The following is a 22,563-nucleotide window of genomic DNA, read 5'->3' on the forward strand; positions in this document are numbered from 1 at the left end:
TGACATCGGGCGGGGAGGGGAGGGAGGCAGCCTTTGCACGCCCGCCAGGCCTTGTCAATCGTGGCCTCGGCGGGCCGCGTGGGCGCCGCGTGGCCCGCGCGCTTGGGCGTCCCGCGGCGCTACTGCGGTGTCGTCTCGCCGACGAGCCAATACGTCTTCATCGCGCCCTTGCCCTTGATCGGCACGAGGCCCCGCTCCTCGAGGAGGAAGTCCCCCACGAGCCGGGCATAGCTCGCCTCGCTCACCTGGATCCTCCCGGGCTCTCCGCTCGACTCCATGCGGCTCGCCACGTTCACCGCGTCGCCCCAGAGGTCGTAGCTGAACTTCTTCTTGCCGATCACCCCGGCGATGACAGGCCCGGTGTTGATGCCGATCCTCAGCCGGAACGGCTCGCCGTCGTCGGCCAGGAACTGGCCCATGGCGTGGGTCATCGCGAGGGCCATCCGCGCTATCGCCCTCGCGTGATCGGGGCGCTGCGCCGGCAGCCCGCCGACGACCATGTAGGCGTCTCCTATGGTCTTGATCTTCTCCAGGCCGTGCTGCTCGGCGAGCTGATCGAACGACGAGAACATGCGGTTGAGCAGGCCGACGAGCTCCGCCGGGGTCTGCCGTGTGGCGAGGGAGGTGAAGCCGGCGATGTCCGCGAAGAGGATGGTCACCTCCTCGAAGTGCTCGGCGATGAGCTGCTCGTTCTCCTTCAGCTGCTCGGCGATGGAGCTCGGCAGGATGTTGAGGAGGAGCCGGTCCGAGCGCTCGTGGGCCCGCTCCGCCGCCGCCTTCGCCTGCTCGAGCGCGGCCTTCTGCTGGCTCTGCCGCCGGGCGTTCGTCTCGAGGGCCGAGAGCATGCCGTTGATCGAGCCGGTGAGGCGCGACAGCTCGTCGGTGCCCGGCATCGCGATCCGCGCCGAGAGATCGCCGACGCCGCCGATCTCGGTGACCTCCCTGCTGAGGCGGGCGAGCCGGTAGAGGACGAGCTTCTCCAGGAGCAGCAGGGTGACGCCCCCGAAGACAAGCCCGACGAGCACCGTCACAAGAACGAGGTAGCGCAGCGTGTCGTGGCCCATCCTGAGGATCACCCGGTCGTTGTCGACGCGCAGGAGCAGCGCGGGCCGGCCGTCGAGGTCATCGAGGACGGTGTACCCGGCGATCCGGTCCTCGCCGAGCGGGTGGACGAGGATCGCCTCGCGGCCTGTCATGGCGGCGCGCGCCTCGAGGAAGTCGGCGGGCAGGTCGGGGTCGTCGAGGCGGCGCACGGCGAGCGAGAGGCCGGCGGGCTCGGTGAGGCGCTTGATCTCGGCGTCCGTCAAGAAGCGCCCGAACGTGACGGAGCCGGCGACCGGCCCGCGGCCCGAGCTGCCGACGCTCGGCTGGGAGCAGACGAGCATCGGCCCGTCCGGCAGGAGGACGATGCCGCCCCGGACCGCGCTGGCCGGCGCGTCCTGCCCGAACAGGAGATCGCCGACGCGGAGCCGCTCGGCGATGCCCCGCGGGAGCGGGGCCCAGCGCTTCGTGGCGTGATCGTAGCCGGTGCTGTACACGGGGATTCCGTCCGCGTCGGCGAAGACGGCGAGATCGATCCGGGTGATGTCGAAGAGCTCGGCGACGAGGTTCGAGCGGACGAACTCTTGATTACCGTCCTGCACGAACGCGTATGCGTCGTCCCACTGGCTCCAGTCGGTCCAGCGCGCGTTGAAGTCGCGGATGGCCTGGTTGAACAGGTTGAGGGCCACCTGGGCGGTGCGGCGCGTGTCCTGCGCCTCGGCGGCCATCGAGTTGGCGAGGAGCGCCCTCGACGAGACGCCGTACAGGGCAAAGCTGAGCCCGAGCAGCGTGGCGGCGATCGCCAGCAGCGTCTTTGCGCGCAGCGAGAGAAGAGCGTCGAGGGCGGGTTTCAGCGTCAGCGACGGCGAGAGTATCGAAATGCGCGCCGGCGTGGAAGTGCGCCGGCGCGAGGTGCGGCCGGAGCGGAAGCGCGCCGGTGGGGCGGGGACGGTGCGCGGCGCGGGAGGGGGGCCGGCGGGGTTCGGCGGTCGTCTGGATGGGTCTGCTGGAGGGGGTGGGAGGCGCGACGTCCTCTCATCCCACGCAGCGCGCAAGGCAAGGCACTGAGTTCCAGACGTGGCTCAAGGACGTTTCCGACGGCCGCCCGTACTGCGCTGCGCCTTCGTGTCCTCCTCGGAAATACAGGTTTATAGTAATGAAAACAACTCGGCAGGTCCTCGGTGTTACGGGGCCATGGTGCGCATCGTCACGGTATCTCAATTCCCCGCGGTGCTTCCTTGGACCGCTCTCGCGAGAGCAGATAGAATGCTCTCGATGCTCACGCCCTGCCGGCTGCTCGTCGCTCCTGCGCTCCTCCTCACCCTCGCTGCGTGCGCCAACGGCACCGACGAGTTAATGCCCGGGTACTACGAGGAGCAGGCCGGCGGAGGCGGAAGCGGCGGAGGAGACGAAGGGGGCGCCGGAGCGGGGGACGCGTCGGCGAGCTCAAGTTCAAGGGCGAGCTCGAGCTCCAGCTCGAGCTCCGCCGGGGTCGGTGGCGGCGGGGGCGAGGGCAGCGAGGGCGGGAGCAGCGAGGGCGGCGGGGCTGAGGGCGGCGATGAGGGAGTGGCGGGCGAATGCGACTATGGCTCGCCGAACACGTGCGTTGGGGCAGAAGACCTAGGTGAGATTCCGGGCGATGATGGCGCCGATTGGGCGATGGAGACAGCGACAGGAACCACGTCGAGGTGGTTCAAGGTCCGTGTCATCGATGAGGAGAACTGGCCCACCTCCGAGCGCTTCAAAGCGACGCTCACCTCCCCGCCGGGGATGAATTTCGATCTGATTGTCTACCAAGGGGAAATCGAGGTGAATGCGCCGGATTGCTTCGTGTCCGGCGTGCGGGGGCAAGGAACGCCTGAGTCATTCACGACAACCTGGAATGACCGTATTGGGCCGGACGATCACCTCTGGTTCATCCTCGAGGTGCGTCACGTGGATGGCACCGCGTGCGGCGAGGAGGCGAAGTGGACGCTGACGGTCGAAGGTAGGAAGCCGCCTTGACCCTTGAGCCTGCACGCACAGCAATGCAGCACGAAATGTCGCACCGCTCTGCACGGGCCGATCGCCAGCGACACGGCGCCGAGAGCCCGCTCGCCTCGACCTTGCTTTGTGCGGAGCAGCGCTCCTCCTTGGAGCCGCGCTCAGGGTGACATCCGCGCCATCACCACGCTGAAATTATCCATCATCAGGGGCGGGTCGATGAGATCGAGCGCGCCGTCGCTCGTGCCCGCCACGACGATCTCGCGCGTCTCCGGAACAATCGCCGCGGAGGTTGCCGCCTGGCCCGCCGCGCCGCTGCCGTAGCGATGGCTCCACCGATGATTTCCCGAAGCATCGAACTTCGCAACGAACCAGTCGGAGTCGTTGGCGGTCAGTTCCCCGCCGCCGAAATCCACCTTCCCGAGAAAACTGCCGGCGAAGACGAGGTCGCCCTCGCTATCGAGCGCCGCACCGTGGATGGGTACGGCCCAGTTCTGCTTGGTCGCGTCGCCGAGCTGTTTCGACCATGAGTGGGTGCCGGTCGCTGACAGGCGGACGACAAACAGATCGTCATCATCCGCGCCGGTCGTCTCGCGTGTCACTTCCACCGAATTGCTCGTGCCCTGAAACCTGACCTTGCCTGAGAAGAGCCCGACAATACCAGCGTTGCCCGCAGGGTCGACGCCGACCCCGCTGATCTCGACATTGCTGCCGTCACCATGGTCGAAGATCGTATTCCAGAGCAGCGTTCCCTTCGGGGCGTACTGAGCCACCCAGCCGGACGCTCCCATGCTGGCGGAATCACGGGTGTGGCCGGAGCCGAAGTCGACCGACGTCACGAACGTGCCGGCGACAACAGCACGTCCCATCCCATCTACCCCGACGCCTTTGCCGTACTGGGCGCCCGGGGGGTAGCCCTCGCTGTCGCCGATCTGGACGCTGTAGACGTGGCCGCCGTCCTCTCCGCTCAACCGCAGCAGAAAGCTGTCCGTGTCCGATGTCTCTGCGGTCTCGAGCGCCCGGTCGCCGAAGGTCACGGCCCCGCTGAAGATCCCTGTCATCACGGCGTCGCCGTCCGGCGACACAGCCATGTCGACCGGTGAGATCTGGCCTTCCGGGCCGCCGAACTGCTTGCTCCACACGTGCCCGCCGTCCGCGTCGAGCTTGACGACCAGCATGTCGCTCGTCCCGCTGGCCGGAAGATCACCGCCGCCGAGGTTCACGGTCCCCGTGTACTTGGTCGCGAACAGCACATTGCTCTCCGCGTCCAGTGTCACCACAGCAAAACCATCCCCCCCGAGTGGCAGCCCTAAGCTGCGCAAATGATTGCCCTCACCGTCGAAGATGGCGAGGAAGGCGCCACCGCGAGAATGCTCCGGCAGGATCGTCGTGGCATTGGGGCCGAAGTTGATCTCGCCTCGATAGATACCGGCGAGCGCGATACGATCCCCCCTCGGGCTGACCGCCACCGACGTTGCATACCGGTCGGGCCCCGCGCTGGACATCCTCGCCCACACGACATCGCTGCACCCCACGCCGTCGCAGTCCTCATCGCCCCTCTCGTTGCAGTCCTCCTCGCCTGGCAGCACCTGCTCCTCGCAGGCCCCCCAGCTCCCATCCGCGCCGCAGGTCTGCTCGCCAGCCGCGCAGAGGCCGACCCCCTCGGTCTCGCTCGCGCCCTCGTAGCACGGCCGTGTGTCGCCCCGCTCGCAAGGCGCCGCGTCGGCGCCCCCGGTGCCCCCGGCGCCGGCGGCCGGGGAGTCGGTGAACTCGTCGAGTCCGAGCAGCGCGCCGCAGCCGGTGATGAGCAGCGCGGTCAAGGCGAACGAGGGCAGAGTATGGCGCAGGAGAGGCACGCGGGAACAGTAGCCGAAGCCAACCCCTCCAGGACAGGGGCACCTCGACAGAGGGCACCCCGATCGTGCGAAAGGCACCGCGCCGCCCCGACGCCGCCCCGAGGGGGCCGCCGGTCGCCGGCAACGCGGTGCCTCATCCCTTCACACGGCACATCAGCCCGCGCTGATCGGGATCTGACGGGGCTTGAGCGACGCGCTCTTCGGCAGGTGAATCCGCAGGACGCCCGACTGGAGCTCCGCGGCGATCTTGTCCGAATCGATGCCCTGCGGGACCACGAAGCTGCGACGGAAATCCGGCAGGTCGACCGCGCTCTGCTCGCGCTCGGCCGCCTCGGCGCGCCGGCCCTCGAACGTCAGCTCCCCCTTCTCCAGGCGAATGGCCAGCTTGTCCCGCGTCACACCCGGGAGATCCGCCACGACCAGGAGCTCGTCGGCGTTCTCGTAGATGTCCACCGCCGGGGGCACCGCAGGGCGCTGCTGGATCTTCTCAGGGTTGCTCTCAGCACGGTGGGTCAAGTTGCGATCGGTGCTCATCTTCATCACTCCTTCCTCGGTAGATTCCAGATCCGTTGCTCGCCGGATCGTCTCTCTCCTCTCGGTCTGCTCCCGTCTGCCCCTCAGCGCGCCGTCACCGTGATCTGCCGCGGCTGCGCCTCGGCGGCCTTGTTCAGCGTCAGCGTCAGCACGCCGTTCCTGAGGACCGCGGAGGTCTTCTCGGGGTCGACCTTGCTCGGCAGCGTGAAGCTCCGGCTGAAACGCACCCCGCCCCGCTCCTTGCGGTGGACGAGATAGCCCTCCGGCGCATCCGACTTGCGCTCTCCGCTCACGGTCAGGACGTCCTGGTTGAGCGAGATCTGGACGTCCTTCTCCGTCAGACCCGGAAGATCGGCCTTCACGACAAGCGCGCTGCCCGTGTCGAACAGGTGAATGCGCGGACCAGGCGTGTACCGCGACGACGGGTCGAAATCGCCGCGGAGCGACGACCGGGGCGCGTCGTACTCCTCGAACGCCCGATCCATCCGCCGGCGAAGCTCATCCATCAGGGCAAACGTGCGATCGAAATCCGTGGCTCGGTTCAGCATGACGACTCCTCCATGACCCCCGCGCGCGGCGCGCGCCGGGGCCTCGCCCGCGGCGCCGTCAGCCCTGCTCGCGACGGCCGCTTTGTTGTAGTGTTACGGGACCTTGGCTCCGAGAGCCGGTCTCCTCGCACCGCCCAATCTTTGCACGGCGCCGGGGGTGTCAAGAGCCGCGCCAGCCCTCCCGCTCACCGCGCCGGACCGGAAGGAAGGCGAGCTCGACCGGGCATCGCCACCCTCCCCAGAAGAACCTCCAGGACACCCAGGGACGCCTCCAGCAGCGACAGCCCGGTGGATCGACCGGCGTTGAACAACCCTGGAGTCAGGTTCGAGGTAGTGGTACAAACCATGGACATGCTGATCCGCCCGCCCGCTCCCCGCCGCCCGCGGCCCGCCCGCCTCAGCTCGGCCGCATCCGCCGCGGCGCTGGCCGTCGCGCTGGTCTCGGGCGCCGCGCTCGCGCTGCCGACTGTGGGCGATCGGGCGCCGGACGCCCGCGTCGAGGACGCCGACGGCCGCGAGCTCCAGCTCAAGGCGCTGCGGGGCAAGCCGATCCTCATCGTCTACGAGGACAAGGACTCGACGGCGCAGAACCAGGCGCTCAAGGACGCGCTGGCGAAGCTCGCGAAGGGCGACCGCTACAAGCGCTCCATCGCCGTCACGGCCATCGCCGACGTGAGCTCCTACGACTTCTGGCCGGCGAAAGGGTTCGTGAAGGACGCCATCCGCGACGAGTCGCGGAAGGTCGGCGCGACCATCTACTGCGACTGGGACGGCACCTTCCGCGAGGCCTACCGGCTCCGCCGCGGCATCAGCAACGTCATCCTCGTCGGCAAGAACGGCCAGGTGCTCTTCGCGGCCGAGGGCAAGCTCAAGCCCGAGGCGCAGACAAGGGTCCTCGACCTGCTCCGCAAAGAGGTCGACGGTTGACCGCGGCGCGCGCGCCGGCCGGCGCGGCGCGCGCTCAGCTCGCGTCCTTGCGGCGCCGGCGCGAGAGCAGCGCGGACTCGACCTGCGCGCGGATCTCCGCCATCTCCGGGGCCGCCACGAGGCCGCCGCGCGCCTCGATGAACGGCCGGAGCGCCCCGGAGCCCGCGCCGCCCACGATCCACGGGGCGTCCCGGCAGGCGTCGGCGTAGGCGTCGATGAGCTCGCGCGCGGCCGGAGGCGGCGGCGGGATCGCGACCGTCAGCGCGATGATGTCCGGCGCGAGCGACTCGACCGCGCGCGCGATCGCGGCAGGCGGCGTCCTCGGGCCGAGCACGATGGAACGGAAACCCCAGGCGCAGAAGCGCAGGCCGACGCCGAACAGCCCGAGCACGTGATCCTCGTCGGCAAAGGCGGCGAGCAGCACGCGCCGCCCGCTCTCGCCCGGCTGCGCCAGCCGCAGGAGGTGCATCAACGTCGCGCCGAGGACCTGCGAGGCGAGGTGCTCCTGCGCGACCGTGATCTTCCCCTCGTGCCAGAGGTCGCCGATGCGCTCGAGCGCCGGGCCGAGCGCGCGCTCGAAGATCGTCACCGAAGGGCCGAGCGAGAGGGCCCGGTTCACCTCGGCCTCGAGGCCGTCCGGATCGAACCGGATCGCGGCGTCGACGATGCGCTCGCTCGCGCCCGCGAACGCGTCGCCGCCGTTCATGTGCGCCGGCGCGCGGGGCACCTCCGCCTCGCGCACCATGCGCGCCGCCTCGGCCGCGGCCATCCCGCCGTTCACGTGGTCGCGCATCTTCTTGATCAACGCGACATCGTCATCGCTGTACAGGCGATACGCCGACGCCGTGCGCGCAGGGGACGGCACGCCGTAACGACGCTCCCACGCGCGCAGGGTCGCCGAGGACACGCCACACATCGTCGAGACGGCATGGATTCTGTAGCGGCTCAAGTGAACGACCCAGGTGGACCCGCCGAGCCGCGGACGCCAGCGCCGGCTCGAAGCACCGAGCCGGCGGGCGGCGAGGCCCCAGGAAGGCCAGCTTGCGCAGATGTTTTCGTCTTTGTCAAAGGCTGGGACAAACATTATACTAGGCACCATGCAAAACACCAGCGCTTCTGCGGCGCAGGACGAGCGGCCCGGCCCGTCGCCGGGCGACGACGGGGCCGCCTCGCGGCAGGCGTCGCGCGCGCCGCGCGGGGCGGGCGCCCGCGGGGCGTCGCGCGCGCCGCGCGCCGTCGTGATCGGCAGCGGGTTCGGGGGCCTCGCGGCGGCCGTGCGGCTCGGGGTGCGGGGCTACGAGGTCACCGTCGTCGAGAAGCTCGACGAGCCGGGCGGGCGCGCGTACGTGCACCGCCAGGACGGCTTCACCTTCGACGCGGGGCCGACCGTGATCACGGCGCCGTTCCTCTTCGAGGAGCTCTGGCAGCTCTGCGGCCGGAACCTGGCCGACGACGTCGATCTGCGGCCGGTGGCGCCGTTCTACCGGATCCGCTTCCACGACGGCGTGACCTTCGACTACACGGGCGACGCCGCCGCGATGCGCGCCGAGGTCGCGCGCCTGTCACCCGGGGACGTCGCGGGCTACGAGCGCTTCGTCAAGACGAGCGAGGCGATCTTCCGCGTGGGGTTCGAGGAGCTCGCCCACGTGCCGTTCGGGTCGTGGACGGACATGGCGCGAATCGTGCCCGACATGATGCGGCTCGAGAGCTACCGCACGGTGTACGGGCTCGTCGCGAAGCACGTGAAGGACGACCGCCTGCGCCAGGTGCTGAGCTTCCACCCGCTGCTCGTCGGCGGGAACCCGTTCTCGACCACCTCGATCTACAGCCTGATCGCGTTCCTCGAGCGCAACTGGGGCGTGCACTTCCCCATCGGCGGCACGGGCGCGCTGGTGCGCGGGCTCGTGTCGCTCATCGAGGGGCTCGGCGGATCGGTGCGGTGCGGGGCCGAGGTGCGGCGCATCGCCGTGGAGGGCGGCCGCGCCCGGGGCGTCGAGCTCGCGTCGGGGGAGCGGCTCTCGGCCGACGTCGTCGTCTCGAACGCGGACTCGGCGTGGACCTACAGGCACCTCGTGGCGCCCGAGGCGCGGAAGCGCTGGACCGACCGGCGCATCGAGCGGCAGCGCTACTCGATGAGCCTCTTCGTGTGGTACTTCGGCACGCGCCGGCAGTACCCGGACGTCGCGCACCACACGATCCTCCTCGGGCCGCGGTACAAGCGGCTGCTCGAGGACATCTTCGAGAAGCACGTGCTCGCAGACGACTTCAGCCTCTACCTGCACCGGCCGACCGCCACGGATCCGGCCCTCGCGCCGCCCGGCTGCGACGCGTTCTACGTGCTGTCGCCGGTGCCGAACCTGCTCAGCGGCACGGACTGGCCCGCGACCCAGGAGCGCTACAGGCGCTCCATCGCGGCGCTGCTCGAGGCGACCGTCCTGCCGGGGCTCGAGGGCGCGCTCGCGAGCTCGCGGCTCCTCACGCCGCAGGACTTCCAGGACCGGCTGCTGTCGTTCCGCGGCGCGGCGTTCGGGCCGGAGCCGGTGCTCACGCAGAGCGCCTTCTTCCGGCCCCACAACGCGAGCGAGGACATCGAGCATCTCTATCTCGTCGGGGCAGGGACGCACCCAGGGGCCGGTCTGCCCGGGGTGCTCTCGTCGGCGCGCGTGCTGGATCGGGTGGTGCCGGATGCATCGAAGTTCCGTTGAGGCGTCGGCGGCGGACTTCGCCGCGTGCAGGGCGCTCCTCCGCAAGGGATCGAAGAGCTTCGCCGCCGCGGCGCTGCTGCTGCCGCCGCGCGTGAGGGAGCCGGCGGCGGCGTTCTACGCGTTCTGCCGGGTGGCCGACGACGCGGTCGACGAGCTCGGGGAGCACGCCCCGCCGTCGGCGGCCGCGGCGGCGGTCGCGGCGCTGCGCGAGCGGCTGGCGCGCGCCGCGGCGGGCGCGCCGGACGACAGCCCCGTCGACCGGGCGCTCGCCCACGTGATGGCGGAGCACAAGCTGCCGCGCGCGTTCGTCGAGGGGCTGCTCGAGGGGCTCGCGTGGGACGCGGAGGGGCGCCGCTACGAGACGCTCTCGGAGCTGAACGCCTACGCGGCGCGCGTGGCGGGCACCGTGGGCGCGACGATGTCGACGCTCATGGGGGCGCGGGGGCCCGACGCGCTCGCGCGGGCGTGCGACCTGGGCGTCGCCATGCAGCTCACGAACATCGCGCGCGACATCGGGGAGGACGCCCAGCGCGGGCGGATCTACCTGCCGCTCGCGTGGCTGCGAGAGGCCGGGATCGAGCCGGACGCCTGGCTCGCGCGGCCCGCGTTCGACGACCGGCTGGGGCGCGTCGTGGCGCGGCTGCTCGCCGAGGCGGAGGTGCTCTACCGCCGCGCGGGCGCCGGCATCCCGATGCTGCCGCGCGATTGCCGCGCGGCGATCCAGGCGGCGCGGCTCATCTACGCCGACATCGGGCGCGTCATCGCGCGCCGCGGCTTCGACTCGGTGTCGGCGCGCGCCGTTGTGTCGCCCGGCCGCAAGGCGTGGCTCGTGCTGCAGGCGCTCGTCCGCAGTCCGGTCGCGCCGGAGGAGGCGCGCGAGCACGGCGCGGCGCCGCCGCTCGACGAGGTCCGCTTCCTCCTGGAGGCGGCGCGATGAGGGCCGGAGCAGGCGGCGCGGCGGGCGCGGCGGCGCGGGAGCTCGACGCGGCGCGCGGGCGCGTGCGCGAGGCGGGCGGCGAGGCGCTGCTCGCGCGCCTGGAGCACCTCGACGCGGCGCGGGTCGCGCCGGCGCCGCGGACGGGCCTCGGGCGCGCGCCGCGGCCGCCGGACCGGGGGGCGGCGGCCGACTACGACGTGGTGATCGCCGGCGGCGGGCTGTCGCTCCTGCTCGCGCCGATGCTCGCGGCGGCCGGGCTGCGGGTCGCGGTGCTCGACAGGGCGCGGATCGGCGCGGCGCACCGCGAGTGGAACGCCGGGACGGCCGAGGTCGAGGCGCTGTCGGCGTCGGGGATCTTCGCGCAGGGCGAGGTGGAGCGGCTCGTCGTCGCCCGCTACGTCGAGGGGCTGTGCCGCTGGCACGGCGGCGGGACGTACCCGGTGCGCGGCGTGCTCGACCACGCGATCGACGCGGGGGGGCTGCTCGCCGCGGCGCGCGCCCGGGCCGAGGCGCTCGGGGTGACGTTGCTCGACGGGCACGCGCTCCTCGGGCACGCGGAGGGGCCGGACGCCGTCGCGCTCGCCGTGGCCGAGGCGCGGGCGGGCGCCGCGCCGCGCGACCTGTCGGCGCGGCTCCTCGTCGACGCGCGCGGCGCGGCGAGCCCCTACGCGACCGCGGACCTTGTCTGCCCGACCGTGGGCGGCGTGCTCGCGGGGCTCGCGGAGGGCGACGGGGAGCGGCGGATCCGGCCGGATGTCGGCGAGATCCTCGCCACGACGGAGGACGTCGAGGAGGGCCGACAGCACCTCTGGGAGGCGTTCCCGGGGCGGCCGGGCGAGACGACCGTCTACCTCTTCTATTACGCGCGCTCCGGGGACGTCGGGCCGGGCGCGCTGCTGTCGCTCTACGCGCGGTTCTTCCGGCTGCTCTCGCGGTACAAGGAGGGCGACGCGCGGCTCGTCCGGCCGACGTTCGGGTTCATCCCCGGCTGGTCGCGGCTGTCGGCCGCGCCGCGCGCGCCGGGGCGGCGGGTGCGGCTCGTGGGGGACGCGGCGGCGCGGCACTCGCCGCTGACGTTCTGCGGCTTCGGCGCGAACGTGCGCGAGCTCGCGGCGACGGCCGCCGACCTGGCGCGCGCGGCGCGGGATCCGGGCGCGCCCAGCGCGGCGCGCGACGCGCCGGTGCACTCGGGCACGGGCGCGCTCGCGGCCCTGATGGCGAGGCCGGCCGGCGGGGCGAGGGCGGGGGAGATGAACGCGCTCCTCAACACGGCGTTCGCGGTGCTCCACGCGATGGGCGACGACGTGTACGCGGCGCTGCTGCGCGATGAGATGCAACCTGGCGATTTTGTTAGATTTTTGCGCGAGACGGCGGCGCGGCGGCCCGAGGTGTACCGCGAGGTCGTGAGCGCGCTGCCGCTCCGGGCCCTCGGCCGCTGGGGAGCGGGGCTCGCGCGGGAGCTCTACCGCGCGCGCTGACCCGGATGCAGGCGCGTTGGCTGCGACCGCCTCGGGCGACGATCAGGTGGATCCAGGGGAGAGTTCAACGCAAAGGCGCAAAGACGCAAAGACGCAAAAAGAAAATAAAATTCTTTCTTTCATCCTGCGCCTTTGCGCCTTTGCGCCTTTGCGTTGAATTCTCCTCTTTCATGCATTTCGAACCCGGATATCGCTCTCGGCGGCCGTAGTGGCTGCGGTGCGCGCGGCACGCGCGCCGTCCGTCGCATGACCGCCCGCCGCTGCCCGGCGCGCGAGGACGAGGGGCCCGAGGAACAGGCCGTACGGCGGGCCCCCGGTGCTGTGGTGGACGCGGTGCGCGTCGCGGACGCGCGCGAGGTAGGGGATGCGCGCGAGGCCCGAGACCGGGAGCCGCCGGTGGACGAGGCCGTCGTGGACGAGGAGGTAGGCGAGGCCGAAGGCGGTCATGCCGAGGCCAAAGCCGAACGCAGCCTCGCGTAGCGGGCCCGGCGCGCCATCGCAGCCGTAGATGATGAGCCCGGCGGCGATCGGGGCGTGGAGGAACGCGAGCGCGTCGTTCTGCTCGAAGGCGCCGCGCCGCTTCGTGTGATGCGAGCGGTGGATGCTCCAGAGGGCGTGGTGCCAGACCCTGCCGTGGAGGAGCGCGGCCCACACCTCCATGGTCGCGAAGGCGGCGAGCGCCGTGACGATCCAGATCGCGAGCGAGAGCGTCACGACGCCCTCCGCATGCGGAAGGGCAGGAGGAGCTGCACCCAGGGGCTGGCGAAGCGGTCGAGCGAGAGGGCCTCGTGGACGACCGCCGCCGGCTTGCCGCCGAACGTCGCCGTCGCGAGAGAGCGCGCGTAGAACGGCGTGTCCTCGTAGGTGCGGAGGAGCCGCGGCGCGGAGCCGGGGTCGGCGGCGATGTCCCGCGCCATGCCCCAGCGCGTGCCGCCGAGCGGCCGGGGGGCGAGCGGCGGGAGCTCGCGCGCGCCGCCTCCCGCGTCGAACGCGGGCGAGAGGAGCATGCGCGTGCCGTCCCGGCGCCGGACGTCGTAGGTGAGGGCGATCCCGTCCGCCCCGAGCGCGCGCGACCAGGTCCAGCGCTCGAAGGCGTGCTCGAGCGGCTCATCGCCGGAGTTCGTGTCGAGGTAGGCGCTGCCGGAGAAGCGCAGCGACGGGTGCGTGAGCTCGACCTCGGCGCGCGCGATCGGCGCGATGGGCGCCCAGCGATGGCGCCCCCGGCCGTCCAGCGCGACCCCGGGCTGCGCGCCGCCCGCGCCCGGCGCCGCGGGCCCGGGCGCCGACGGGCGGAGGCGCACCGTCCCGGAGAGCCGCGAGGGCACAGGCGCCGTGATCTCGTCGAAGGCGACGCGGAGCTCGCCCCCGGCCCACTCCATCAGGCTCGGGCCGATGGCGAGCGACCGCGGCGACCTGAAGACGGCGCGCCGCGGCCGCTCGGTCAGCGCCCAGCGATCGGCGCGCGGGCCGTACAGCGCGACGTTCATCGCGCAATGCATGAGCGGGTCCGCGGCGCCGCGCGCGCGGGCCCTCGCGTAGTACGGCGAGAAGACGCTCCCGAGCATCGCGATGATCGTGAGCGCGCTCCGGCGGTCGTCGCTCACCGCGTCCAGGTACCACCACGCGTAGCCGCCGCTCGGGATCTCGAGGTCGAAGCGAGGTCCTCCATCACGCTCCGCGCCGCGAGCCGGCCGCTCAGCGCCGCCATCGGCACGCCCGCCCCCGGGTGCGCGCTCCCGCCCGCGAAGTACAGGCCCTGGAGCTTCGAGCGCGAGGCCGGGCGCGCGAAGGTCGAGCTCCACCCGTGAGACACCGGCCCGTACAGCGCGCCCCCCGTCGCCGGGAACATGCGCTCGAAGTCCGCCGGCGTCGTCACCACCGGGGAGGGGCCCGCGCTCTTCAGCGAGAGGCCGGACCTCTGCAGTCGATGGAACACACGCTGCTCGCATTCTTGGATCTCCGTGGATGAGGGGGTGTGCATATCACCTGTCGCGGGGGCGTTGAGGAGGAAGAACAGACGCTCTCCGGCGTGCGCCTCCGGGGGCGCGCCGGCCGCGGCCCCGCCGGGCCCCGGCGACGGCTCATCCCAGCGGTCCTCGGCGCAGACATAGACCGTGGCGTCGCGCGGGACCGCGGCGCGCTCGAAGAGGTCGCGGAACTCGGCCTCGTAGTCCCCGGAGAAGAAGACGTTGTGCCGGAGGAGGGGAAAGCCGCTCACCTCGGCCACGAGCGCCCAGGTGACCGCCGAGAGCGACCGCGGCGCGCTCGCCGGCGCCTTGCCGGCGACGCGCTGGCCGAACAGGCCGTTCCGCAGCGCCGCCGGGTCGGCGTTCATCACGATCGCGTCGGCCTCGATGCGCTCGCCGCCCTCGAGCACGACGCCCCGCGCGCGGCCGCGGCCCTCCTCGATGGCGGCGACGTGCGCGCCGCAGCGCAGGGTCGCCCCGGCGCGGGTCGCGGCCGCGGCGAGCGCCTCGGCCACCCGGTACATCCCGCCCTCGGGGAACCAGAGGCCCTCGCGCTCCACGTGCGCGATCACGCTCAGCGTCGCCGGCGCGAGGTACGGCGACGAGCCGCAGTAGGTGGCGTAGCGCCCGAACAGCTGCAAGAGGCGCCCGTCCGCGAAGAAGTCGCCGAGCGCGCGGTGGAGGGTGCGGTGCCCGTCGATCTTCATCATCCCGCCGAGGCCCAGGCTGCCCGCCGTGCTCAGGATCGTCTTGAGCGTGGGCCGCTCCGCGCGCAGGAACGGCGCCTCCACCACGTCGAAGATCTCGCGCGCGTACCGGCAGAACCGGCGGTACCCGTCCGCCTCCCGCGCCCCCGCGAGCGCGCCGATCGCGTCCGCGGTGCGCTCGACGTCGGCGAAGAGATCGAGCGTCGACCCGTCCGGCCAGACGTGGCGCGCGAGCGTCCCGGCAGGGCGGAGCGGCACGTGGTCCCCGAAGCAGAGCCCGAGCGACGCGAAGATCTCGTCGAAGACCCACCGCATCGTGAGCGCCGTCGGGCCGGCGTCGAGGCGGCGACCCCCGAGGGCCACCTCGCGCATCTTTCCGCCGACGCGCGCCGCCCGCTCGAGTAGCACGACGTCGAGCCCGTTCGATGCCAGGAGCGCGGCCGCGGTCAGCCCGCCGATGCCCCCGCCGATCACCACGACGCGATCTCCCTTGTCCGCCATGGAGCCGGAGTTTACCCGTCGCGGGCGGTTTGTCTATACTTTGTGTAAACGTTGTTCAAACCATTGACAATGGTCTGAACCTCGTCAAAAATCGCCCGTCATGGATTTCGATCGCCGGATCGAGCGCGTCCTCCGCGTCGCCATCGAGTCGCTCTCCTCGCCCGCGTCGCCGCCCGCTCTGCTGGCGGCGACGCACCACGCCGTCTTCCCCGGGGGCGCCCGCGTCCGGCCACGGCTGTGCCTGGCCGTGGCCTCGGCCTACGGCGATCCTGCGCCGGAGGCCGCCGACGCGGCGGCGGCGGCGGTCGAGCTCATCCATTGCGCGTCGCTGGTCCACGACGATCTCCCCTGCTTCGACGACGCGCCGATCCGGCGCGGCCAGCCCTCGGTCCACCGGGCCTTCGGCGAGCCGATCGCGGTGCTCGCCGGCGATCAGCTGATCGTGCTCGCCTTCGAGGCGCTCGCGCGCGGCGCCTTCCACGCGGTGGCGAGCGGCGTGTCCGACGCGCGGAGGGGGGTCCGGTTCTTCGAGGTGCTCGCGGGCGGCGTCGGGATGCCCCAGGGGATCATCGCCGGGCAGGCGTGGGAGTCGGAGGCGAAGGTCCCGCTGTCGGCCTACCGGCGCGCGAAGACGGGGGCGCTGTTCGAGGCGGCGGCGGCCCTGGGCGCGCTCTCGGCGGGCCAGGACGGGGCCGCCTGGGGCGACCTCGGGCAGCGCATCGGCGAGGCGTACCAGGTCGCAGACGACGTGCTCGACCTGATCGGCCAGCCGGAGGACATGGGCAAGCCGGCGGGGCGGGACGGGGCGCTCGGGCGGCCGAACACGGCGCTGGAGCTCGGGCTCTCCGGGACGACCCGGCTGCTGCAGCGGCTCATCCAGGACGCCGTCGCGTCGGTGCCGCAGTGCCCGCGGGCCGACGCCGTGCGGTCGTGGGCGGCCGAGCTGGGCGACAGGCTCCTCCGGGCTTGCACGATCCGGGACGCGGCGCTCCCGAGCGTGAGCTCCATGTAGCGGCCTCTGCCCGGGGCGCCCGGCCCCGTGGAGAGGGGGCGCGCGGAGTCTAGGGTTGTTGGAGGGGGGCGCCGTCCGAGACTTAGGATTTGCGGAGGAACAGGAGTGGTCGCGCGTCGCCGGACGGAAGAGGAAAAGGGGCTTCGGGAAGGGCCTTAGCGCGCTGTCGAATCGAGACAGAGAGCGTGCGGGCCGGCTCGACGAACACTGTTGGAGATGCCATTCTCGGCGGGCCTTTCCGCGCCTGTCGCGGTGGGTAGGACCGTGGAGCGGCGCAGAGGTGGTTGCCCTGCGTCTCGTGAAATAAGGGGTGGGTCGTAGTCCGCGATCGGGGGGATTGGGGATGAGGGCGATTCGGGAGCAACACGCCACCATCGTTTCTCGCAAACTCGAGGCCGATAGCCCAGGGGGAATGCGCGAGGCGATCACCTCCGTCGAGCAGCTCGCGCGCGTCGCGCGCGGGCGGCTCCGGGACCGGGTGGTGGACGTCGGGAGCCCGACGAACGCAGGCCTGCGGGGCGCGCCGAGGAGCGCGAGCTTCGCCCGCGCCGGCGGCGCCGCCGTGCCGCTGCACGTGTCACGGATGCTGCTCGATCGACACCAGCTCGCCGCTCACGCGCTCGCCCACCTCTACGCGGAGATCGAGGCCTGCCGCTCGCTCGCCGGCTGGGCCTGCGAGGCGGGCGGCGAGGCCAGGGCCGTCGCCGAGGCGCACGCAGGGGCGCTGCTCCTGTCGCTGCGCGGGGGCGTCGATCTGGGGGGCGGAGAGGTCGCGCCGCTCGGCGAGCTCGAGCTCCGCGATGACGAGGTCGCCAAGGCGATCGGACACCCCGCGGTCGCCGCGTGGGCGCGCGACGCCGGCTCGGGCGCCGCCGTGGCGTCGCTCGTGCGCACGGCCGCGGAGCACGGGATCCCCGGCTGCGGCGGCGCAGAGGACGAGCGCGTCGGGTGGATACGGCACAACATGCGCGACTTCGTCGAGCGCCTCGTCGAGCCGCTCGCCCCGGAGATCCACCGGCGCAACGGGCTCATCCCGGAGTCGATCGTCCGCCGTATGGGGGAGTTCGGGGTGTTCCGGCTGGCCACCGCGCCCGAGCACGGAGGCGACGGGCTCGGCGCGGCCGCCATGGCCGCCGCCGTCGAGGAGCTCGCGCGCGGCTCGCTCGGCTTCGGCGTGCTCACCATGACCGCCTCCATCGCGCTCGACCTCCTCGCCCGATCCGGCACCGACCTCCAGCGCAGGACCTGGCTGCCGCGCATCGCCGGCGGCGAGGCGCGCTGCGCCCTCGCGTTCTCGGAGCCCGCCTACGGGTCGGACCTCGCGCGCGTCGCCACGCGCGCCGAGCGCCAGGCCGACGGCAGCTACCTCATCACCGGCAAGAAGGCATGGGTCACCGGAGCGTCACGCGCCGACCTCGTGCTCACCCTCGCGAGGACGACGACGCCTGGCGGACAGGGACAGCAGCCGCTCGGACCCAGCCTCTTCGCCGTCGCCAAGCGGCGCGGCGCGCCGGGCGCCGACTTCCCGGACGCAGGGATCGCCGGGGCCGAGGTGCGGGCGCTCGGGCAGCGCGGCATGGGGCACTACGAGCTCCGGATCGAGGGGCTCCAGGTCGGCCGCGAGGCCCTGCTCGGCGAGCGCGAAGGCGAGGGGATCGCCCAGATCCAGCGGTCGCTCGTGATCGGCCGCGTCTACGCGGCGGCGTGCGGCGTGGGCGTGGCGCAGGCCGCCCTGGAGCTCGCGCTCGAGCGGGCCAAGACGCGCGTGCAGTTCGGGTCGCAGCTCATCTCCTTCCCGCGCGTGGCGCACCGGCTCGGCGGGCTCATCACCCGCGTCGCGGCCGCGCGCCAGCTCACGCGCGCCGCCGCGCAGGCCGCGGACACGGGACAGCCGTGCGAGCTCACGTCCGCGATGGCCAAGCTGTTCTCGAGCCGCGCAGCCTGGGACGCCGCCGACGCCTGCATGCAGATCCACGGGGCGAACGGCTACGCCGAGGGGTCGGTCCCGGCGCGGCTGCTGCTCGACGCCCGCAGCCTCTTCTTCCACCTGGGCACGCGCGAGGTGCTCGCGCAGGGCATCGCGCGCGCCCTGCTCGAGGGATCGCTGCCCTGAACGGGCCCGCTCCCCCGCGGCGGAGCGCGCCGCGGACGAGGGCGAGCGCGCGCCGGGCGTGTGCGCGGGGGCACGCGGGCGAGGGCCCGGGCGAGTGTGCGCAGGCGGGGTTGCGATCGGCGCCGTCGTCAGCGGTGCGCGCCTGTGCCATCATCGCGCGGACCGATGGTCCGCGTCCGCTCTCCTCGCTACGGCCGAAAGCTCGACGATTTCACGGTGGGCGCGGTGTACGCCCACCCCTGGGACGTCACCGTGGACGAGGGGATGCTCGCGCTCTTCGCGGCCTCGTTCCAGGACGCGATCCCGACCTACTCGAGCCGCGTCGCGGCCAGAGCGGTGGGGCTCAGGGACAGGCCGGTGAGCCCGCTGCTGCTCCTCAACCTCGGGATCTCCTTCAGCGTTCACGACGTGAGCGAGCAGGCGATCGCGCACCTCGCGTACATCGACGTGCGGTTCCCGGAGGCCTGCTATCCCGGGGACACGCTGCGCGCGAGCTCGATGGTCATCGGCAAGAAGCCGGTCTCGACGGGCGACAAGGGCGTCGTCCACGTCAGGACGCAGGTGGTGAACCAGTACGGGCTGCTCGTCTGCTCGTTCGAGCGCAAGGCGCTCATACCCCCCGGCCGCGTCGCGGAGCGCCCCGCCGACGCGCCGCACGCGGTCGTGCAGCCGGACGGGACCCCGGCGCGCCTGCCGAAGGAGCTCGACGGCCCGCTGCCGCCGCCGGCGCGCCACGGCGGCTTCGCCTGCTTCTGGGACGACTTCGAGGTGGACGACGTGCTCACCCACGAGGTCGGCCGGACCGTCGGCGACAGCGAGCACATGCAGCTCGCGACCCTCCTGCGCAACTCCCACCCGCTGCACCTCGACGAGCAGTACTGCAGGGCGAGCTCCTTCGCGAAGACGCGCGTCGTCCACGGGGGGCTCGTGCTGTCGTGGGTGCTCGCGCTCTCCAGCCGGGACACCGCCGGGTGCGGCGTCTGGGACCTCGGCCTCGACGACGGGGCCCACCCGAGCGGCGTGCTCGCGGGCGACACGCTCTTCGCCGCGTCGAAGGTGATCGCCCGTGAAGAGGCCGGCGCAGGCGCCGGGAGCGTCACCTTCCGGATCGTCGGCGTGAAGAACACGCCGCCGCGCGCGCTGCTCGAGCAAGGGGCCGATCTGTTCACCCCCGAGCTCGGAAAGACCGACGGCAGGGTCAAGGAAAAGGTCGTGGAGATCACGCGTACGCTGCTCGTGCGCCGACGGAGCTAGGCGCGCTCGCGGCATGGGTCGCAGAAGAGGGATCCCCCGCGGGGCGCGCCGCGGCATACAATGCGCGGCCATGAGCACCGCCCCGCCGCGACGAGGAGCAGGACGGCCATGAGCGCGGCTGCGAGCCGTGAGCTCGACTCGCTCCGCGCGCGCGTCGCCGAGCTGGAGCAGGCGCTGTCCGACGCCCACGCGTCACGCCAGCGCGCCTCCGCCGCGGATCCGAGCGGCGCGCGGGGCCCCGCCTCCATCGGGTGGGAGGCGCAGCTCGACGAGGCCGAGCGCGCGGCGCAGATGGGCAACTGGCTCTGGGAGCTCGGCTCGAACCACGTCACCTGGTCGCGGCAGCTCTTCCGGATCCTGGGCTACGACCCCGCGACGGACACGCCGTCGCCGGAGGCGTTCCTCGCGGCCATCCACCCCGACGACAGGGAGCGGATGCACGCCGGCCTGCGGCTGGCGATCGAGACCGGAGAGGGATCGGGCGCGAGCGCGTTCCGCGTGCGCCACCGGGATGGCGCGGTGCGGGAGTGCCTCCTGAGCAGCCTGCCCGTCATCGAGGGGGCGGGCCCTCCCACCCGCTTCTTCGGCGCGATCGTCGATCTCACCGAGCGCCGCCGCGCCGAGCAGGAGCTCCGCCGCAGCGAGCGCATGCTGAAGGAGGCGCAGCGCATCGCCCTCGTGGGCAGCTGGTCCTACGACCTCGAGTCGCGGACCATCCGCTGGTCCGAGGAGCTCTACCAGCTCCTCGGCGTCGACCCGTCCGTGCTCCCGACGTTCGAGCTCTTCGCGGGCCTCATCCACCCGGAGGACCGCCACCGCGTCTTCGGCGGCGCGGAGAGCGCCTCGCCGCTCGGCATCGCGGGCCCCGTCGAGTGCCGCGTCGTGCGCCCGTCGACCGGGGAGCTGCGGCACATGCAGATGGCGGCGCAGCTGCTCACCGACGACACAGGGGCGATCACCGGGCTCGTCGGCACGAGCCTCGACATCACCGAGCGCCGGCGCCTCGAGGAGCAGCTCCTGCACAGCCAGAAGCTCGAGGCGATCGGGCGCCTCGCCGGCGGGGTCGCGCACGACTTCAACAACATGCTCACCGCGATCTTCGGGCACAGGGAGCTCGCGGTGCGCAAGGTGCCGACGTCGTCGCCCGTCCTCGATCACCTCACGCAGATCGGCACCGCCGCGGAGCGCGCCGCGGCGCTCACGCGGCAGCTGCTCACCTTCGCGCGCAAGCAGCTCATCCAGCCGACCGTGGTCGACCCGAACGCGCTCATCCTCGGCGTCGAGCCGCTCCTCCGCCCGCTCGTCGGCGAGGACGTGGAGCTCGCCGTGCTGCCGGGGAGCCAGATCTGGCCCATCCACATCGATCGGGGCCAGTTCGAGCAGCTGCTCATGAACCTCGCCGTGAACGCGCGCGACGCGATGCCCGCCGGGGGCCGCCTGACCATCGAGACCGCGAACACGACGATCGGCGCGGGCGACGCGGAGCGGACGCCGGAGCTCGATCCAGGCGACTACGTGGAGCTCACGGTCACGGACACCGGGCAGGGCATCGAGGACGCCATCCGGCAGTACGTGTTCGAGCCGTTCTTCACGACCAAGGAGCCGGGGAAGGGATCGGGGCTCGGGCTCGCGACGTGCCACGGCATCGTGAAGCAGCACGGCGGCCACATCTGGTTCTCGAGCGCCGCCGGCCAGGGGACGCGCTTCACGATCTGCTTCCCGCGCGTGCGCGGCGCGCCTTCCGAGCAGCCCGCGAGGGCGCCCTCCGCCGTCGCGGGGGGCGGGGAGACGGTGCTCGTCGTGGAGGACGAGGCGCAGGTGCGCGACCTCAGCGTCGCCGCGCTGCGCTCGTTCGGCTACTCGGTCCTCGCGGCGCGGAACGGCAAGGAGGCGGTCGCGCTCGCGGCCACCCACCCCGGCGCGATCCACCTGCTCGTGAGCGACGTGGTCCTCCCGGACGCGCGCGGCCCCGCGCTCGCGGCGGCGCTCGCCCGCGCGCGCCCCCCGCTGCCCGTCCTCTACGCCTCGGGCTACACGGAGGACTCCCTCTTCCCGGGCGACCTGCTCGACGGGTCCGTCCACTTCCTCGCCAAGCCGTACACGCCGACGCAGCTCGCCAGGGCGGTGCGCGCGGTGCTCGACGCGTCCGCGCAGGCGCGACGGGCGAAGGGCTCGGGCGACGCTCCGCCGCCGGCCTCGACCGCCGAGCGCCTGCAGTGAGCGCGCCTGTGCGCGCCCGGAGGCACGCGCGCAGAGGCGGCGGTGCCGGAGCGAGCGGCGCGTGCGCGCGTGTGGGCGCGTGCGCGCGTGTGGGCGCGTGCGCGCGTGTGCCCGCGCGCCCGGGCACACGCGCGCTCCGCGCTGGCCCGAGCGGCCGGGGAGCCTCTATCCTGGGCAGGCGGCTGTCTCGATGAAGATCCGGGGCTCAGCGCTCATGCACGCGAGGACCTACCTGCAGACGCGGTGGGGGAGCCAGGCCATGTCGACCCTCGACGCGAAGCTGCCCGCCGCCGCCCGCGTGGTCTTCTCCTCGCCCGACCTCGTGGCGCACAGCTGGTACCCTGTCTCGGTCTGGAACGCCATCGCGGACGAGATCACGAGATGGCCGAACAAGGCCGGTGTCGTCCGCGATCTCGCGGCCTACGTGGCCGAGCAGGACCTGACGCTGGCGCACAAGGTGCTCCTCAAGCTCGGCACGCCCGCGCTCGTCATGCGGCAGGCCGGCGTGATGTGGGGCATGTATTTCAACGGCGGCCGGCTCGCCCCGCTCGCGGAGGGCGAGCGGTTCTTCCGCCTGATCCTCTATCTCGGAGTCGATCCGCAGTCCGACCCGGGGCGCCAGACCTGCAGGGACGCCGTGCCGGCGTGGCAGGAGAACGCGCTCCGGCTCGCGGGCGCGCGAGGCGGGCAGAGCCTCCACTCGAAGTGCCGCTTCGAGGGACACCCGACCTGCGAGTACGAGGTGCGCTGGCTCCGCTGAGGCCGCGGCGGCGCGGGCGC

The 22,563-nt window shown here is 72.7% G+C and carries 18 protein-coding genes; 10 read left to right on the forward strand and 8 right to left on the reverse strand.

Features of this window, described 5'->3' with window-relative positions; genetic code table 11:
* Nucleotides 1–119: 119 nt before the first annotated feature.
* Nucleotides 120–2,096, reverse strand: coding sequence for an adenylate/guanylate cyclase domain-containing protein (locus WME75_RS03455; RefSeq protein ID WP_437486386.1), 1,977 nt, complete (start codon nt 2,094–2,096; stop codon nt 120–122).
* A gap of 211 nt (nt 2,097–2,307) precedes the next feature.
* Between WME75_RS03455 and WME75_RS03460 the strand changes: the two genes are divergently transcribed.
* Nucleotides 2,308–3,045 carry a hypothetical protein gene (locus WME75_RS03460; RefSeq protein ID WP_437486388.1) on the forward strand — a complete coding sequence of 246 codons (738 nt, stop codon included), beginning with the start codon at nt 2,308–2,310 and terminating at the stop codon, nt 3,043–3,045.
* Nucleotides 3,046–3,185: 140 nt separating this feature from the next.
* Here WME75_RS03460 and WME75_RS03465 read toward each other — a convergent pair whose 3' ends face one another.
* The 3 genes from WME75_RS03465 to WME75_RS03475 all read right to left on the reverse strand — a co-directional run bounded on the left by WME75_RS03465 (nt 3,186) and on the right by WME75_RS03475 (nt 5,962).
* The gene (locus tag WME75_RS03465; RefSeq protein ID WP_437486390.1) at nt 3,186–4,844 is read right to left on the reverse strand and encodes a hypothetical protein; all 1,659 of its coding nucleotides are present in this window, start codon (nt 4,842–4,844) and stop codon (nt 3,186–3,188) included.
* A gap of 189 nt (nt 4,845–5,033) precedes the next feature.
* Complete coding sequence (locus WME75_RS03470) at nt 5,034–5,420, reverse strand: Hsp20/alpha crystallin family protein (RefSeq protein WP_437486392.1); 387 nt, start codon at nt 5,418–5,420, stop codon at nt 5,034–5,036.
* 77 nt (nt 5,421–5,497) lie between these two features.
* Nucleotides 5,498–5,962 carry an Hsp20/alpha crystallin family protein gene (locus tag WME75_RS03475; protein ID WP_437486394.1) on the reverse strand — a complete coding sequence of 155 codons (465 nt, stop codon included), beginning with the start codon at nt 5,960–5,962 and terminating at the stop codon, nt 5,498–5,500.
* A 345-nt stretch (nt 5,963–6,307) separates the two neighbouring features.
* On the opposite strand from WME75_RS03475, the gene WME75_RS03480 reads away from it, so the two are divergent.
* Entirely contained in the window at nt 6,308–6,889 is a 582-nt protein-coding gene (locus tag WME75_RS03480; protein ID WP_437486396.1) for a YtfJ family protein, read from the forward strand.
* A gap of 34 nt (nt 6,890–6,923) precedes the next feature.
* Here WME75_RS03480 and WME75_RS03485 read toward each other — a convergent pair whose 3' ends face one another.
* On the reverse strand, nt 6,924–7,973 hold the full coding sequence (locus WME75_RS03485) for a MerR family transcriptional regulator (RefSeq protein WP_437494737.1): 1,050 nt from the start codon (nt 7,971–7,973) through the stop codon (nt 6,924–6,926).
* A gap of 13 nt (nt 7,974–7,986) precedes the next feature.
* On the opposite strand from WME75_RS03485, the gene crtI reads away from it, so the two are divergent.
* From crtI to WME75_RS03500, 3 genes are read left to right on the forward strand one after another with little or no spacing between them, the layout of a single operon-like run.
* On the forward strand, nt 7,987–9,594 hold the full coding sequence (gene crtI / locus WME75_RS03490) for a phytoene desaturase family protein (RefSeq protein ID WP_437486398.1): 1,608 nt from the start codon (nt 7,987–7,989) through the stop codon (nt 9,592–9,594).
* Nucleotides 9,575–10,531 carry a phytoene/squalene synthase family protein gene (locus WME75_RS03495; protein WP_437486400.1) on the forward strand — a complete coding sequence of 319 codons (957 nt, stop codon included), beginning with the start codon at nt 9,575–9,577 and terminating at the stop codon, nt 10,529–10,531. The genes crtI and WME75_RS03495 overlap by 20 nt, the downstream gene beginning before the upstream one ends.
* Nucleotides 10,528–12,009 carry a lycopene cyclase gene (locus tag WME75_RS03500; RefSeq protein WP_437486402.1) on the forward strand — a complete coding sequence of 494 codons (1,482 nt, stop codon included), beginning with the start codon at nt 10,528–10,530 and terminating at the stop codon, nt 12,007–12,009. Before WME75_RS03495 ends, WME75_RS03500 begins: the two co-directional genes overlap by 4 nt.
* A gap of 168 nt (nt 12,010–12,177) precedes the next feature.
* Here WME75_RS03500 and WME75_RS03505 read toward each other — a convergent pair whose 3' ends face one another.
* From WME75_RS03505 to crtD, 3 genes are read right to left on the reverse strand one after another with little or no spacing between them, the layout of a single operon-like run.
* Nucleotides 12,178–12,723 carry a beta-carotene hydroxylase gene (locus tag WME75_RS03505; RefSeq protein WP_437486403.1) on the reverse strand — a complete coding sequence of 182 codons (546 nt, stop codon included), beginning with the start codon at nt 12,721–12,723 and terminating at the stop codon, nt 12,178–12,180.
* Nucleotides 12,720–13,613 (reverse strand): carotenoid 1,2-hydratase, encoded by an 894-nt coding sequence (locus WME75_RS03510; protein ID WP_437486405.1) that lies wholly within the window; start codon nt 13,611–13,613, stop codon nt 12,720–12,722. Before WME75_RS03510 ends, WME75_RS03505 begins: the two co-directional genes overlap by 4 nt.
* A complete protein-coding gene (crtD, locus tag WME75_RS03515; protein ID WP_437486407.1) occupies nt 13,610–15,184 on the reverse strand; it encodes a 1-hydroxycarotenoid 3,4-desaturase CrtD in 1,575 nt (524 codons plus the stop codon). Before crtD ends, WME75_RS03510 begins: the two co-directional genes overlap by 4 nt.
* A gap of 100 nt (nt 15,185–15,284) precedes the next feature.
* Between crtD and WME75_RS03520 the strand changes: the two genes are divergently transcribed.
* From WME75_RS03520 to WME75_RS03540, 5 genes are all read left to right on the forward strand, one after another.
* Nucleotides 15,285–16,196: a polyprenyl synthetase family protein gene (locus WME75_RS03520; RefSeq protein WP_437486409.1), complete on the forward strand. Its 912-nt coding sequence runs from the start codon at nt 15,285–15,287 to the stop codon at nt 16,194–16,196.
* 412 nt (nt 16,197–16,608) lie between these two features.
* On the forward strand, nt 16,609–18,309 hold the full coding sequence (locus tag WME75_RS03525) for an acyl-CoA dehydrogenase family protein (RefSeq protein WP_437486411.1): 1,701 nt from the start codon (nt 16,609–16,611) through the stop codon (nt 18,307–18,309).
* A gap of 165 nt (nt 18,310–18,474) precedes the next feature.
* Nucleotides 18,475–19,563, forward strand: a complete 1,089-nt coding sequence (locus tag WME75_RS03530) for a MaoC family dehydratase (RefSeq protein ID WP_437486413.1) — start codon at nt 18,475–18,477, stop codon at nt 19,561–19,563.
* 108 nt (nt 19,564–19,671) lie between these two features.
* Entirely contained in the window at nt 19,672–21,783 is a 2,112-nt protein-coding gene (locus WME75_RS03535) for an ATP-binding protein (protein WP_437486415.1), read from the forward strand.
* 259 nt (nt 21,784–22,042) lie between these two features.
* Entirely contained in the window at nt 22,043–22,543 is a 501-nt protein-coding gene (locus tag WME75_RS03540; RefSeq protein WP_437486417.1) for a hypothetical protein, read from the forward strand.
* Nucleotides 22,544–22,563: the final 20 nt, after the last annotated feature.

Origin of the sequence: Sorangium sp. So ce1014 (assembly GCF_051521505.1) — a bacterium.
Lineage (GTDB): Bacteria > Myxococcota_A > Polyangia > Polyangiales > Polyangiaceae > Sorangium.